This is a genomic window from Paenibacillus sp. J31R120, from assembly GCF_056269225.1.
In genome coordinates, this window is record NZ_JBWDNN010000003.1 from 344,766 (window position 1) to 359,504 (window position 14,739).

Sequence of the window (14,739 nt, forward strand, 5' to 3'; positions counted from 1 at the left end):
AATGTGATCATTCGACATACAAGGACAACTGTATAGACGCACAGTGTCAGAAAAAGTTGCGTATAGAGGAAAAAAGAGGACAACCTCCTTATCAGTCGGTATGTCCTCTTTGCTGATGTCTATTAGCCTAAGCGAGCAGCGTGCTTTTGCTCGTATGCTGAGATTTTGTCTTCGTGCTGAAGCGTCAGACCGATATCGTCCAGACCTTGCAGCAGGAACTGGCGGCGGTGCTCGTCAAGCTCGAAAGAAAGGTCGAGACCGTATTCGTCAGTCAGCTTCTTGTTCTCCAGATCGACATTCAGCTTGTAGCCTTCATGCTTCGCTGTGCGCTGGAACAAATCCTCTACTTGCTCTTCGCTCAGCTTGATCGGAAGAATGCCGTTTTTGAAGCAGTTATTATAGAAGATATCCGCGTAAGAAGGTGCGATAACTACCTTGAAGCCATAGTCCAGAATCGCCCATGGCGCATGCTCACGGGATGAGCCGCAGCCGAAGTTCGCTCTGGAGATCAGAACGGAAGCGCCTTGGTAGCGCGGCTTGTTCGGTTCGAAATCGGCGTTCACTTCGCCGCTCTCGTGGAAACGCCATTCGAAGAACAGAAACTGGCCGAAGCCGCTGCGCTCGATGCGTTTCAAAAATTGTTTTGGAATAATTGCGTCTGTATCTACATTGACCCGGTCAACCGGAGCAACGATGCCTGTTAATTGTTTAAATGGTTCCATGGATGATAATCCCCTCTCCTGCGTTATGCGCTTAGTTCAGCACTTCCGTCTTGATTTCCCAATCGCGAACGTCAGTGAAACGGCCATTGACCGCTGCAGCTACTGCCATTGCAGGCGATACGAGATGCGTTCTGCCGCCGCGGCCTTGACGGCCCTCGAAGTTACGGTTGGAAGTCGATGCGCAGCGCTCGCCTGGCTTCAGAACGTCCGGGTTCATCGCAAGACACATGGAGCATCCGGCATCACGCCATTCAAAGCCTGCTTCTGTGAAGACTTTATCCAGTCCTTCCTTCTCCGCTTGAATCTTAACGCGGCCGGAGCCTGGAACGACGATCGCCGTTACGCGGTCGCTGACTTTGTAGCCTCTAGCGATCTCGGCAGCAGCGCGAAGATCCTCGATACGGCCGTTCGTGCAGGAGCCGATAAATACATAATCTATTTCGATTTCGGACATTGGCGTACCTGGCTTCAGATCCATGTATTCCAATGCTTTCTCAGCTGCTTTGCGCTCGTTCTCCGTCGGAAGATCAGCCGGAAAAGGTACTTTGGACGTGATGTCCGTACCCATGCCCGGGCTAGTTCCCCAGGTTACTTGCGGAATCAGGGAATCTACATCGAAATCTACTACTGTATCGTAAGCTGCGCCTTCGTCCGTTGTAAGCTGCGACCATGCCGCTACCGCTTCATCGAAGTTAGCAGGTGCATACTCGCGGCCGCGAAGGTAGTTGAACGTTGTCTCGTCTGGTGCGATCAAGCCGGCGCGAGCGCCGCCTTCGATGGACATATTGCAGACCGTCATACGCTCTTCCATCGTCAGGGAACGAATCGACTCGCCTGTATATTCAATAACATAGCCAGTTGCGAAGTCTGTGCCGTACTTCGCGATAACGCCGAGGATCATGTCCTTTGCCGTTACGCCCGGTTTGCGGTTGCCGATGAAGCGAACTTCCATCGTTTTGGCTTTGGATTGCTGCAGACATTGAGTCGCCATTACATGCTCAACCTCAGATGTGCCGATACCGAATGCCAGCGCGCCGAACGCACCGTGCGTGGAAGTATGGCTGTCACCGCAAACGATTGTTTTGCCCGGATGTGTCAGGCCAAGCTCAGGTCCCATAACGTGAACGACGCCTTGGTCCACACTGTCCAGGTCGAACAGCTTAACGCCGAAATCCTTACAGTTTTGAGTCAGCGTATCCACTTGCTGCTTGGAGATCGGATCGGAGATGTTGAAGCGATCCTTCGTCGGTACGTTGTGGTCCATTGTTGCAAACGTCAGGTCCGGACGACGAACCTTGCGGCCCGACAGGCGCAAGCCTTCGAACGCTTGCGGAGACGTTACTTCATGAACAAGCTGCAAATCGATGTAAATAACGCTTGGTTTGCCTTCTTCTTGATGAATGACGTGATTGTCCCAAATTTTCTCAAACATTGTCTTTTTCGCCATTATGCTCACCCCATGAATTCATTATTGCTTGCTGCAATAATCTGCTTTATTAATTACTGCCATCATACCATGTCTTTCTTCATTGATCTAAGATATAATATCTATAAGGACTATAGTTATTAACTATAACTCGCGTTATCTTATTTGTATAGATCGAATTTAAAGGGAGGTTTAGCCGGATGGAACTGCGTCAATTAAATTACGTCATCCAGATCGCCAATGAAAAAAACTTTTCCCGAGCCGCGGACAAGCTGCATATTGCCCAGCCTTCGCTAAGCCAGCAGTTGTCCAAGCTGGAGCAGGAGCTCGGGGTATTATTGTTCCGGCGAACCACCAACTCAGTTGAGCTCACTCAGGCAGGCAAGGTATTCGTGGAGAAGTCGCAGACGATTCTGGATACGGTCGAGCAGTTGAAGCAGGAAATGGACGATATGGCGCAAATGCGCAGAGGGCGCCTTGTGGTTGGCACTCTTCCCATTACAGGTTCACACGTCCTGCCGCTTGTACTTCCTGCCTTCGGCGCGCAATATCCTCAGATTGAGGTTGTGCTGGTTGAAGAAACAACAGCCAAGCTGGAGCAGTTGACCGCCAGCGGCGGCACCGACCTGAGCTTACTGTCCTTGCCTCTCATTGACAGCTCATTATCCTATGAGCCCTATCTGGAGGAAGAGATATGGCTCGCCGTTCCCCCGCAGCATAGGCTTGCATCCCGGCAAGAGCCGATCGAGATCAGCGAGCTGAGCGCGGAGCCATTCATCGGGCTGAAGCGCGGTCAAGGATTCCGCCAAATTACAGTCGAGCTGTGCGAGGCGGTCGGATTCACTCCCCAAATCGTATTCGAAAGCAGCAATATCGAAACGGTACAGTCGCTAGTGGCTGGCGGCATGGGCATTGCCTTTGTTCCGCGCATGCTGACCAGAACGGGCGGAGACTTTGCCCCGGTATACTTGAAGCTGCAATCCCGCCCTACCCGCACGCTTGTCGTCGCCAGCCGCAAAGGCCGCTACTTGTCCAAAGCCGCCCAAGCGTTTATCTCCACTTTGAACGAAACGATTAGCGTGTATCAAGGGTAGCGATGGTCGTTGCAGTAGGGTGTGTTACGATTCTTATGAGTGTGACGGTGTTTAGCTTAAGTCAGTTCATTTGAGTGGTGCGCGGCGCATTTTCGATTAAGGTTAGTTAGTATATGTGTGAGCGGATCAGTATCTTCGAAGTAAAAAGGACAGAAAATGCTTGGATAAGCGCCCATTATACATTAATAAACACATCATCTTGATGAGACTGGAACTTTGCTGAACTTGATGATCGCATGAGCTTGACCAGGCCTATTCTCAAAACACCTAAATTAACTCAACACTCAATTAACACTTATTATATAGGACTTGTCGAGCAGTTCTCCCCCTACCCATGAACTGAACAATACCGAAATTTGTCCATCAAAAAATCGCATTCCGTTGAGCTGCAGATCAGCTTGTATGGAATGCGATTTTTAAGTTGTACATGTATAACGTATGAGAGTGCGCTTCTAAGCCGAGTTTCTCGGCTTGCAGGCCCTCCCCCGCAATCTAACCTTTAAAGTAAAGCTGAGGCCGCCGGTCTTCAAAGACCGGAATGCGGCTGCGCACTTCGCTCACAAGATCCAGATCGATGTCCGCCCACAGAATCGTCTCATCCTCGCCAGCTTCTGCTATAATCTCTCCCCATGGGTCGATGACAAGCGAGTGGCCGAAGAAGGTCGTCTCCCCGCTAGTCCCCATCCGGTTGCACGCAATCACGTACATTTGATTCTCAATCGCTCTCGCTGTCAGCAGCGTGCGCCAATGGTGCAGACGCGGATTCGGCCACTCGGCTGGTACGAACAACAGCTTGGCTCCGTCCAGCGCCAGCGTGCGCGCCAGCTCCGGGAACCGGATGTCATAGCAGATCATCATGCCTGCCTGTTCCCCTTCAATGACAAGACGCCCCGGCTTCTCCCCGGCTTGCAAGTACTTCTCTTCCTCCATCAGGCGGAACAAATGGATTTTGGAATAATCGCCAATTTGGTTGCCCTCTCTGTCAAAAGCATACATCGTATTATAGACGCCGTCCGCCTTGGCTTCTGCAATAGAGCCGCCAACGATATAGATCCCATGCTGCTTGCTGAACGCGGACAGGAACGCGATCGTCGCCTCCCCGTTCGTATCCGCCAACTGTTCGATCTCCGTCAAGGCATAACCCGTATTCCACATCTCCGGAAACATCACAACATCCGGCTTCACTTCCGCACGTACCGCTTCCTCCAGCAAGCTCTTGAGCTTAGCCAGGTTTTGGTCAGGAAATCCCGCTTCTATATTCATTTGCAGCAAAGCAAGCCGCAATTTCTTCGTCATAAGGTGAAGCCTCCCAGTCATGTTCTTTTTCACTAATGATACCTTCTCATGGTTCTCTGTCAAGATGGGCATCGTAACGAAGAAGCTTAATTCAAGAAACTACATCACAAAGGAGTTTTTCTAATATGTTGCTTGTTCGTTATCCACGATTGCTGCTCATGGCGCTCGCCGCCATCATTCTGCTCACCTTTGCCGCTCCCGCTGCTTCCGCGGCTGCAAGCTCCCGTATCGCAACCAGCCCCGAAGCCGAGCTCCGTCCGATCCAAGTGTTCGACGTTGCCGCTGGCCGTGTCGTCAGCACCCTGCCTAACGATAAGAAGTTTCAAAAGATGGCTCTTTCCTGGACCGAATCGATTACAGGACTCGCACCGCAAATGACGGCAGGCCAAAATTGCAGCTATGTCTATCGCGTGCCTCTTGCCAAACCTGCAACTGTCGCATCCGGCGATATCAAAATCAGCACAAGCGATCTATTTCTGTTTTACTGCAAGGATGAAGCGCCTATGCTGCTTGTCTTCGACGAGCGTCGCAAGCCTTATCTCTTTCTATTCAAAGAAGACATCGGGCCGTTTATCAAAAAAGTAGGCCTGCCAGCATCATAAAAAATATGGCGTCGGCTGCGCTCCCTGCTTCAATTCTCCGTTCATTCATGCTACATTATTGCTAATGTCTTCTCGGCAACGACTGACAAATCGCTTTAGCAAGCAATTTCGGAGTGTGATGAAATGGAAGCAGGAGTAGAAAAACGGCGGATTCGGCCCGCTGCTCGCATGGAGGGTCTGCCGACGCAGTTTTTCGCCAAGCTGGTAGGCAAGGCGAATGCGCAGATCGCCAAGGGCAAAGATGTCATTAATTTGGGGCAAGGCAATCCCGATCAGCCCACTCCCCCGCATATTGTAGCCAAGCTGCAAGAAGCCGCAACCAATCCGCTGTATCATAAATACCCGCCGTTCAGCGGATTTCCTTTCCTCAAGCAAGCGGTCGCGAAGCGCTACAAGGAGGATTACGGCGTAGAGCTTGATCCCGATACGGAAGTGGCCATTTTGTTCGGAGGCAAAACAGGGCTTGTGGAAATTAGCCAATGCCTGCTCAATCCGGGAGATGTCTGTCTCGTTCCCGATCCCGGTTACCCCGACTATTGGTCGGGCGTTGCGCTGGCAGGAGCGGAAATGTCCTTTATGCCCCTGCTTGAGGAGAACGGGTACTTGCCCGATCTCAGCGCGATTGCACCAGACAAAGCCGAGCGCGCTCGGCTCATGTTCATGAACTATCCCAACAATCCGACGGGCGCTGTTGCCACGCCGGAATTTTACGCTGATGTAGTGAAGTATGCGGAAGCCCATGATGTGGTCGTTGCGAGCGACTTCGCGTACGGAGCAATCGGCTTTGACGGCGGCAAGCCGATCAGCTTCTTGCAGACGCCTGGCGCGAAGGAAGTCGGCGTAGAATTCTATACGCTGTCGAAGACTTACAACATGGCCGGCTGGCGCGTAGGCTTCGCGCTTGGCAACACCGATGTCGTATCCATGATCAATCTGATTCAGGACCATTACTACTGCAGTCTGTTCGGCGGTATCCAGGAAGCGGCTGCACTTGCGCTTACAGGTCCTCAGGATTGCGTGACGTCGCTGACGGCCATGTACGAGAGCAGAAGAAACGCCTTGTTCGAAGCGCTGGATCGCATCGGCTGGAAAGCGGCAAAGCCAGGAGGCTCTTTCTTCTGCTGGCTGCCAGTGCCGATAGGCTATACATCAGAGACGTTCGCGGATAAGCTGCTGCTGGAAGCCGATGTCGTCGTTGCTCCGGGCGTCGGGTTCGGATCGCATGGCGAAGGCTATGTGCGCCTGGGCTTATTGTCCAGCGAAGAGCGCCTGGTCGAAGCTGTCGAGCGGATTGGGAAGCTTGGACTTTTCACCCCGTAACGATGCGATTATGGTGGGATGCCTTTCTTTACAGAGGCATAAGATCATGTTATCCTTAATTTAGTTGAAACCAGAAACGTGATGACGGGACCAGTAAGCAGACCAAGGCCTTGCCCAGAGAGTAAATTCCACCGGCTGCAAGAATTTACCTTAGGCCCACTGCCGAAACCTACCTCCGAACGGCCGGCGATAAGCCGGACAGCGCCTCCTGTTACGAGGCTTCAAGATGGACGATGGTTATGCCTTGCGGCAGCAGCATCGTCAACGAAGGTGGTACCGCGGAAGTGAAGACTTTCGTCCTTTAGAGGACGAAAGTCTTTTTTGCTGTCACAAAACAGTATAGGATGGGATGAACATGTCGGAGAGAATCGTCGTGAAAATCGGCAGCAGCTCGCTTACATCAGAGGAAGGCGGATTGAACCGGGAAAGCATAGCCTTCTTCGCGTCAGAGCTCGCCTCGCGTTATCGCCAGGGAGATGCAGTCATGCTGGTAACCTCGGGCGCGGTTGCTGCGGGTTTCCGCCAAATCGGTTACACGTCCAGACCAAAAATTGTACACGAGAAACAAGCGGCCGCTGCAGTCGGGCAGGCTCTGCTGATGCAAGCCTATCAGGAGGCCCTCTCCCGTTACGGCATCGTCGCAGCGCAAATTTTGCTGACACGGGCAGACTTCTCCAATCGCCGCCGCATTCAGAATGCGCTAATGACGATTGAAGAGTTGCTGAAGCAAGGCATTATTCCTATTATTAATGAAAATGATACCGTGGCAACCGATGAGCTGGTGCTCAAATTCGGCGATAACGACAATTTGTCCGCGCTTGTCGCAGCGATGACCAAAGCCGCCAAGCTTGTCATTATTACCGATATGGACGGCCTCTACACCGAGGACCCGCGCAAAAACCCGCAAGCAACCAAGATAGAACGCGTGGAGCAAATATCGGAGGATATATTGAAGCTCGCAGGCGGCGCCGGCTCTTCCGTCGGAACGGGCGGCATGCGCTCCAAGATTGAAGCGGCAAGGGTTGCCATGCGCGGCGGTGTAGGCGCCTTTATCGGGAAGGTTCAATTGGAAGGCGATCTGACCAGGGCTGTGGAAGGCACCGGCAGAGGCACGTATTTCGATACGAAGCTTCATAGTCTGCCGATGAAGAAGCAATGGCTTGGATTCCACTCCATGCCTCAGGGACGAATAACAGTCGATGACGGCGCGGTAGCCGCTCTTCTCATTGGAGGCAAGAGCCTCCTCCCCGCTGGCGTAACGGCTAGCGACGGTGACTTCCATCCCGGGGATGTGGTTGAGGTCGTGAATCGCCAGAACGAAGTGCTGGGCCGAGGCGTCGTCAATTACGCCGCATGGCAGCTGCAGGCTGCCGCCGGGCTTGGCTCGGAAGAGGTCTCCCGCAGGGTCGACGTTACCCGCATTGAAGTCATCCACCGGGATGAATGGATCACGCTTATATAAATACCGAACGATAAATGAACCAGGAGGGGAACTGGAATGATAAGTGAAGTGAGAACAAAAGCAACACTGGCGCAAGAAGCGGCAGCAGCGATGAACAAGCTGACGACTGAGCAGAAAAACGCCGCATTGTCCGCGATGGCGGACGCCTTGATCGCAAGAGAAGTGGAAATTATCGCAGCGAATGCCGAGGATTTGCAGCGCGGCCGGGACAACGGCACGAGCACCTCCCTGCTCGACCGTCTGGCCTTGAACAGCGAGCGCATCGCAGGAATATCCGAAGGGCTGCGTCAGATCGTGGATCTGCCGGATCCGGTCGGCGAGCTGCTGGAATCGTTCCAGCGCCCGAACGGCATGAAGGTGGAGAAACGCCGCGTTCCGCTTGGCGTTATCGGCATGATCTACGAAGCGCGTCCGAACGTAACGGTAGATGCCGCAGGCTTGTGCCTCAAAACCGGCAACTGCGTCGTATTGCGCGGAGGCTCCGCTGCCCTGTCCTCCAATCGTAAAATCATTGAGATATTGAAGGATGCGATGAAATCGACCGCCCTGCCGGTTGATGCGATTCAATTAATTGAAGACAGCAACCGCGCTTCCGTCAACGAAATGCTGAAGCTGAATGGCTTGCTCGACGTCGTCATCCCACGCGGCGGCGCCGCACTCATCCGCAATGTAGTGGAGAACGCCACGGTACCGGTTATTGAAACGGGCGCAGGCATCTGCCATGTGTTTGTAGACGATACGGCCAATATTGCCATGGCTGCTGACATTGCTTTTAATGCAAAAGTACAACGCCCTTCCGTGTGCAACTCCATCGAGACGCTGCTTGTGCATCAAGATATCGCAGAGGCGCATTTGACAGCCCTAGTCGAGCCGATGCTCAAAGGAAATGTAGAGCTGAGAGGCTGTGACCGCTCCAAGGCTATACTGGGTGATATCCGGATGGCAACCGATGAAGATTTCAGCACGGAGTACAACGATTATATTATAAATGTTAAAGTAGTAGACGGGCTTGATGATGCGCTCGGCCATATCCGCCGCCACGGAACGAAGCATTCCGAATGCATCGTGACGGAGACTGGCGAGCATGCCGACCGTTTCCTCCAGGAAGTAGATGCGGCGGCTGTCTACCATAATGTATCCACCCGCTTTACCGATGGTTTCGAGTTCGGCTTCGGCGCAGAGATCGGAATCAGCACGCAGAAGCTGCATGCGCGCGGTCCAATGGGGCTTCCAGCCCTGACTTCAACGAAATATCGAATTACGGGTAACGGCCAAATTAGAGGTTAAACCCCGTTAGGAAAGCTAGTTTTCTAACAAAAATTTAAAGAGGAGGAGACCAACCATGACTATACTTACGGAGACCGGCATCGCAACGATGCGGATCTGCTTCTATGGCGCGGGTTCTATGGCAGAAGCGATTGCCCGCGGCTTGATTCACGAGAAGCTCGTCGATCCAGCCAAAATCTCGATGCTGAACCGCAGCAATGAGGAGCGGCTAGCGGAGCTTCATGAGCGCTACGGCGTTCAAACTGTCCTGCAAGGCTCGTCCAACGATACGTATTTGCAGGAAGCGGATATTATATTTCTAGCTATGAAGCCGAAGGATGCGGCGGAAGCGATCTCGGCTATCGCTCCCCTTCTTCACTCCAAGCAACTGGTTGTGTCTGTCATTGCAGGTCTCTCCATTGCTTCCATGGAGAAGCTGCTCGGCGCAGATCAGCCGATTGTACGCACGATGCCGAATACATCGAGCACTATCGGACTTGGCGCAACCGGCATCAGCTATTCATCGAAGGTGACTCCTCAGCAGCGTCTGATTAGCGAAGCGATGTTCCAATCGATCGGCATTAACGCAGTCGTCGAAGAGTCGCTCCAAGACTCTGTCACAGGCGTGTCCGGCAGCGGTCCCGCTTATGTCTACTTTGTGATGGAAGCGATGCTGAAGGCGGCAAAAGAGCTTGGCCTTGAGCCGGATATGGCGAAGGATCTGGTCGTTCAGACCGTGCTCGGCGCGGCTCAGATGGTGAAGCAAACCGGAGAAAGTCCGGAGGACTTGCGGCGCAAAGTCACATCTCCGAACGGCACGACGCAAGCCGCGATTGAGACGATGACAGAAGCCGGACTGCCGGAAGCGATTGTGAAAGGCATGAAGCGCTCCTCCGAGCGCGCTGCCGAGATCGGAGCTGTAATTGGAAGGAGTATTGCGGAATGAGTCAAGTATGTATTGCGACTTATCGTTCCTATGACGATAAAGCCGATTTTGATAAAAAAGCATTATCCATTGCCGTAGGATTGACCGTAGGCAGCTGGACGGAGCTGCCAGAAGCCAAAAAGGCGGAGATGGAGAAGCATCTGGGCAAGGTGCTGTCCGTTGACGTACATGAGCCAGTGAATGGTGCGGCCGGCGAGCGCTATGCGGATATTCGCATCGCATATCCCGACATTAACTTCAGCCGCGATATCCCTGCCCTGCTCGTTACCGTATTCGGCAAGCTGTCGATGGATGGCCGTATTAAGCTGATCGATCTGGATGTATCCCAAGATTTTGCCTCGGCTTTCCCTGGGCCGCGCTTCGGCCTCGGCGGCGTACGCGATTTGCTGGGCGTCCATGACCGCCCGCTTCTAATGAGCATTTTCAAATCTGTCGTCGGACATGATCTGGCCAATCTTCAGGAGCAGTTCTACAAGCAGGCGCTTGGCGGTGTAGACTTGATCAAGGATGATGAAATCCTGTTCGAGAACCCGCTAACGCCTCTGGATAAACGGGTTGAGGCATGTATGGAAGCCGCCCGCAAGGCTCAGGATGAGACGGGACAGAAGCTGCTTTACGCGGTCAATCTGACCGGACCTACCTCTCAGCTGGCAGCGAATGCCCGCAAGGCTGTTGCGGCTGGCGCGAATGCGCTGCTGTTCAACGTCTTGTCCTACGGCTACGACGTCTTGCATGAGCTTAGCAAAGATCCCAAAATTAATGTTCCGATAGCAGCGCATCCCGCTCTCGCTGGAGCGTTCTATCCTTCGCCGCATTACGGCATCGGGGCTTCCCTGCTGCTCGGCAAGCTGATGCGGCTCGCCGGAGCGGATCTTGTGCTCTTCCCGTCTCCTTACGGCTCCGTAGTGATGCCGAAGGAAGAGAATCTGGCCGTCAAGGACGCCCTGCTTAGCCCGCTCCACGGGCTTAAGACCAGCTTCCCTGTCCCTTCCGCGGGCATTCATCCGGGACTAGTGCCGCTCATCCTGAAGGACTTCGGCACCGATGTTGTCGTGAACGCCGGTGGAGGCATCCACGGACATCCAATGGGTACCGCTGCAGGCGGGCAAGCGTTCCGCCAGGCAATCATGGCCGCAACAAGCGGTATTTCGCTGCGCGAAGCTGCTGAGGCAAGCGGCAATGAAGCACTTCAAGCCGCAATACAAGCATGGGGGATTAAAGAAGCATGACGAAATCTGAGACATCCAAGAAACGCATCGTATTTTGCGATTTCGACGGCACCATCACCATTAACGACAACATCATTGCAATTATTAAGCATTTCAATCCTGAAGGCTGGGAAAGCATTGCCGAACGTACCATCTCGACAGAGCTGTCGATCAAGGAAGGCGTAGGCGCACTATTCCGCCTCCTGCCTGCTTCCATGAAGGAAGAAGTCGTCTCCTTCGGCATTAACAATGTGCGTATAAGAGATGACTTTGCTGAATTCATCGCCTATTGCAAGGAGCAGAACATTGATTTTTATGTGACGAGCGGCGGGATCGACTTTTTCGTTTATCCTGTGCTGTCGCAATTCGATATTCCGCTGGATCATATCTATTGCAATGGCAGCGATTTCTCGGGCGAGGGCATCGAGATTCTGTGGCCGCATCCTTGCGACGGGCATTGCACCAATAAATGCGGTATGTGCAAAACGACTATTATGCGCCAATTTCCGACTGATGACTATGAGCGGATCATTATCGGTGACAGCGTAACCGACTTCGAGGGAGCTAAGCTTGCGGATACCGTCTACTCCCGCTCCCATCTGACAACGAAGTGCAAGGAGCTCGGATTGGCACATACCGAATTCGATACCTTTCATGACATCATCGCTGCCATGAACGAAGAAAGGAAGTCATCATTATGAGTTTTAATCAGATCCGTACGGAGGACAAGCAGCGCGCTCTAGGCGAGCTGCGCGAGGTGAAGGAACTGTTCGCATCCAGAGGCTGGTTCCCTGGCACAAGCGGCAATCTGTCTGTCCGTGTAGGCGATTATGCGCCGGAGCAGTTCCAATTCGCCATCACCGCGAGCGGCAAGGACAAGACGGTCCACACGCCGGAGGACTACCTCTTCGTCGACCAGAATGGCAAAGCCTGCGAAGCGACATCGCTTAAGCCTTCTGCCGAGACGCTAATTCATTGCGAGATCTATCGTCTGACTGGAGCAGGAGCCATCTTCCATATCCACTCCGTGTTCAATAACGTCATCTCCGAACACTTCTGGGACCGGAAGTCCGTGCCGGTAGACGGTGTGGAGCTGATTAAGGGCTTTAATCTATGGGAGGAAGAAAAGCATATCGATATTCCGATTGTCTCGAACTTCGCCCATATCCCCTCCATCGTTCCGGAGATTACAGAGCGGATCGATCGCGAAATTCCGGGCATCCTGCTTCGGAAGCACGGCATTTATGCCTGGGGAGCCAATGCCTTCGAAGCCAAGCGCCATCTGGAAGCATTCGAGTTCATTTTTGAATACGTCTATCGTCTGGAGCTGCTGAAGCGCGGCGTATAACGGGTATATGTGTTCACCATACAGAAAGCCGCCCGCAGGTCAATCTGCAAGCGGCTTTTTTTGCTGACTTGCTCTCAAAAAACATCGCTTGACTTTAACGTTACGTCAACCTTCATAATAGGAGTTATTAGGTTCGGGTATAGGAGGCACATCCCGCAATGATGGTTCATGAAGCAGCGCGCATCGTAGGCGTTACACCAAGAACGCTTCGATTTTATGAGGAAAAAGGGCTGGTCACGCCCCAAAAGACCTATGAAAACGGCTACCGCAGCTATTCGAAAGAGGATATTACACGGCTGCGCTGGATTATTTCCTTGCGGGAGCTGGGCCTGTCTGTGGCCCAGATTGCCGAGACGATTCCGTTAATCGGGGAGTCGGACCCGCTTATTCGGAAGGTGGATCAAGCCAGAGCCCGGCTTCATGAAGAGCTGACCGCCGCGCTTGATGCGCTGCGTGCGTTCGATGAGACGATATCCGGCTGGCAGCGTGAAGGCATGCCCGTATTGGAAGATGCAGAACGGGCAGCCGCGCGTATCCGCCATAACCGAATGCTGCGAACATCCTGGAGCGATGAGTGGAATTATGACCGTCTCGCTCAGCAATACGGCTATGAGGCTCCCCTTATTGCGCTGTCGGGCATCCTTCAGCCGCAGCAATATGAACAAGCTATTCGCAGGACGCTGGAATGGATCGATCCGGCCCCGCATGAATCCGGTCTGGAAACCGGCGCAGGCAGCGGCAATCTGACCTCGCTGCTATGCACGGCTGGAGCGCATATGACGGTCGTCGAGCAATCCCGCGAGATGATCAGCCTGCTAAGAGAACGGCTGCCGCAAGTAGATACGAGACAAGGCAACTTGCTGTCGCTCCCGCTAACGCAAACCTTCGACTTTGTTACCTGCAGCTTCGCCCTTCAGCATTTGGTCGCCTCCGGTCAGCTGCTTGCGTTAGGAGAGATGGATCGAACCTTGAAGCCAGGGGGCAGAATGGTCATTACAGGCTTGATGACGCATGAAATGGGTGACGAGCAAGCCTCCACCAGTCAGCAGGCCCATAGTTATGATACGGAAACCGTACATCTTGCCGGACTGCTGCCGTCACGGCTGCCAGAGCTTGTTCAGTGGCTGGAGCAGCGATTCTATTCCGTCGTAACAGAAGAACTCGATGAAGAGATCACCATTCTGTATGCGGTAAAGCCATAACGGCTTCATCTCGTATTTAAAAACGGAGCTTTCTCCCCTTATACAAAAATAAACCATGCCGACAGGCATGGTTTATTGAGATTAAAGATTTAATGCGAGGCTGCTTTACGTAATCAGGCTCTGCCGCCGTGGAACTTGCCCGCATGGGCTCTCGCCTCATCCGCATTCGTAACCCGATTGCGGCTCCATTCAATCAGAATACGGTCTATGTATCTTAGGCTAAGCTTGCCTGCAAATACAGCTTCCTTCAGGGCAAACAAAACAATTTCTTCGGAATAGCGGTCCTGGTCCAGCCAGCTGACGATCGTCTCGCATTCCATGGGAGACAACAATCTGCCGAATTCCTGCTCAAACACCGAAAATAGATTGGATGCGGGCGCGCTCTTCTCCAGCACGATCGGCTGCTTGTCCGTCTTCTTTGATTGGCGCTTCGACGTTGCCCGCCATTCGGACGCCTTCATCAGCCATCCGCTCCAGTTGTAGCGCTCGCTGCGGAGGCCCGTAACATCGTCGATATAATCGTCAATAGATAAAAAACCATCCTTCATCAAGCGGCCAAGCAAAGCGCCGATCTCCCGGACATGAACGCCCATTCGATCCGCCAGCTCTTCCGGTGTGGGGAAATCATTCCGCTCTGCTTGTCCATACAGCATAATCTGCATCAGCAGCATGGCTTCAGAATCGGACAACCCAATTCGGCTGTAACTTTGAAGGAGGAGGCTAGGGATATGGACTCCCCCTTCGCCAATTGCAGCAGCAATGCCGTGCGTGTAGGCTTTCCATAGTTCGTCGTTCAAGCCCAGCCTCTCCTCTCTAGTAGTCGTTGATGATAATCATACTATCTTAA

14 protein-coding genes are annotated in these 14,739 nt (G+C 53.1%); 10 read left to right on the forward strand and 4 right to left on the reverse strand.

The annotated features are described in order from the left end of the window. Positions 1-122 precede the first annotated feature (122 nt). Positions 123-722, reverse strand: a complete 600-nt coding sequence (gene leuD, locus AC0YNW_RS13960) for a 3-isopropylmalate dehydratase small subunit (RefSeq protein WP_387473570.1) — start codon at positions 720-722, stop codon at positions 123-125. A 31-nt stretch (positions 723-753) separates the two neighbouring features. Next, positions 754-2,169 (reverse strand): 3-isopropylmalate dehydratase large subunit, encoded by a 1,416-nt coding sequence (gene leuC / locus AC0YNW_RS13965; protein WP_387473572.1) that lies wholly within the window; start codon positions 2,167-2,169, stop codon positions 754-756. Between the two features lie 179 nt (positions 2,170-2,348). Here leuC and AC0YNW_RS13970 point away from each other — a divergent pair, with 179 nt between their 5' ends. Further along, entirely contained in the window at positions 2,349-3,242 is an 894-nt protein-coding gene (locus AC0YNW_RS13970; RefSeq protein WP_387473574.1) for a LysR family transcriptional regulator, read from the forward strand. A 492-nt stretch (positions 3,243-3,734) separates the two neighbouring features. Here AC0YNW_RS13970 and AC0YNW_RS13975 read toward each other — a convergent pair whose 3' ends face one another. Continuing rightward, positions 3,735-4,538 (reverse strand): carbon-nitrogen family hydrolase, encoded by an 804-nt coding sequence (locus AC0YNW_RS13975; protein ID WP_475832505.1) that lies wholly within the window; start codon positions 4,536-4,538, stop codon positions 3,735-3,737. A gap of 125 nt (positions 4,539-4,663) precedes the next feature. Here AC0YNW_RS13975 and AC0YNW_RS13980 point away from each other — a divergent pair, with 125 nt between their 5' ends. The 9 genes from AC0YNW_RS13980 (at position 4,664) to AC0YNW_RS14020 (ending at position 13,892) form a co-directional block, all read left to right on the forward strand. Next, on the forward strand, positions 4,664-5,140 hold the full coding sequence (locus AC0YNW_RS13980; RefSeq protein WP_475832506.1) for a hypothetical protein: 477 nt from the start codon (positions 4,664-4,666) through the stop codon (positions 5,138-5,140). 123 nt (positions 5,141-5,263) lie between these two features. Continuing rightward, entirely contained in the window at positions 5,264-6,460 is a 1,197-nt protein-coding gene (locus AC0YNW_RS13985) for an aminotransferase class I/II-fold pyridoxal phosphate-dependent enzyme (protein WP_475832507.1), read from the forward strand. Between the two features lie 355 nt (positions 6,461-6,815). Beyond that, positions 6,816-7,922, forward strand: coding sequence for a glutamate 5-kinase (proB, locus tag AC0YNW_RS13990; protein ID WP_475832508.1), 1,107 nt, complete (start codon positions 6,816-6,818; stop codon positions 7,920-7,922). Positions 7,923-7,958: 36 nt separating this feature from the next. Then, positions 7,959-9,209: a glutamate-5-semialdehyde dehydrogenase gene (locus AC0YNW_RS13995; protein ID WP_475832509.1), complete on the forward strand. Its 1,251-nt coding sequence runs from the start codon at positions 7,959-7,961 to the stop codon at positions 9,207-9,209. Positions 9,210-9,264: 55 nt separating this feature from the next. Next, entirely contained in the window at positions 9,265-10,134 is an 870-nt protein-coding gene (gene proC / locus AC0YNW_RS14000) for a pyrroline-5-carboxylate reductase (RefSeq protein ID WP_475832510.1), read from the forward strand. Continuing rightward, a complete protein-coding gene (locus AC0YNW_RS14005) occupies positions 10,131-11,363 on the forward strand; it encodes a 2,3-diketo-5-methylthiopentyl-1-phosphate enolase (RefSeq protein WP_475832511.1) in 1,233 nt (410 codons plus the stop codon). The genes proC and AC0YNW_RS14005 overlap by 4 nt, the downstream gene beginning before the upstream one ends. Next, positions 11,360-12,043 carry a 2-hydroxy-3-keto-5-methylthiopentenyl-1-phosphate phosphatase gene (locus tag AC0YNW_RS14010; RefSeq protein WP_475832512.1) on the forward strand — a complete coding sequence of 228 codons (684 nt, stop codon included), beginning with the start codon at positions 11,360-11,362 and terminating at the stop codon, positions 12,041-12,043. Before AC0YNW_RS14005 ends, AC0YNW_RS14010 begins: the two co-directional genes overlap by 4 nt. Beyond that, entirely contained in the window at positions 12,040-12,690 is a 651-nt protein-coding gene (mtnB, locus tag AC0YNW_RS14015; RefSeq protein ID WP_475832513.1) for a methylthioribulose 1-phosphate dehydratase, read from the forward strand. Before AC0YNW_RS14010 ends, mtnB begins: the two co-directional genes overlap by 4 nt. A gap of 158 nt (positions 12,691-12,848) precedes the next feature. After that, positions 12,849-13,892, forward strand: coding sequence for a MerR family transcriptional regulator (locus tag AC0YNW_RS14020; protein WP_475832514.1), 1,044 nt, complete (start codon positions 12,849-12,851; stop codon positions 13,890-13,892). Between the two features lie 113 nt (positions 13,893-14,005). Here the strand turns inward: AC0YNW_RS14020 and AC0YNW_RS14025 are convergent, their stop codons facing one another. Then, entirely contained in the window at positions 14,006-14,689 is a 684-nt protein-coding gene (locus AC0YNW_RS14025) for a DnaD domain protein (protein ID WP_387473598.1), read from the reverse strand. Positions 14,690-14,739: the final 50 nt, after the last annotated feature.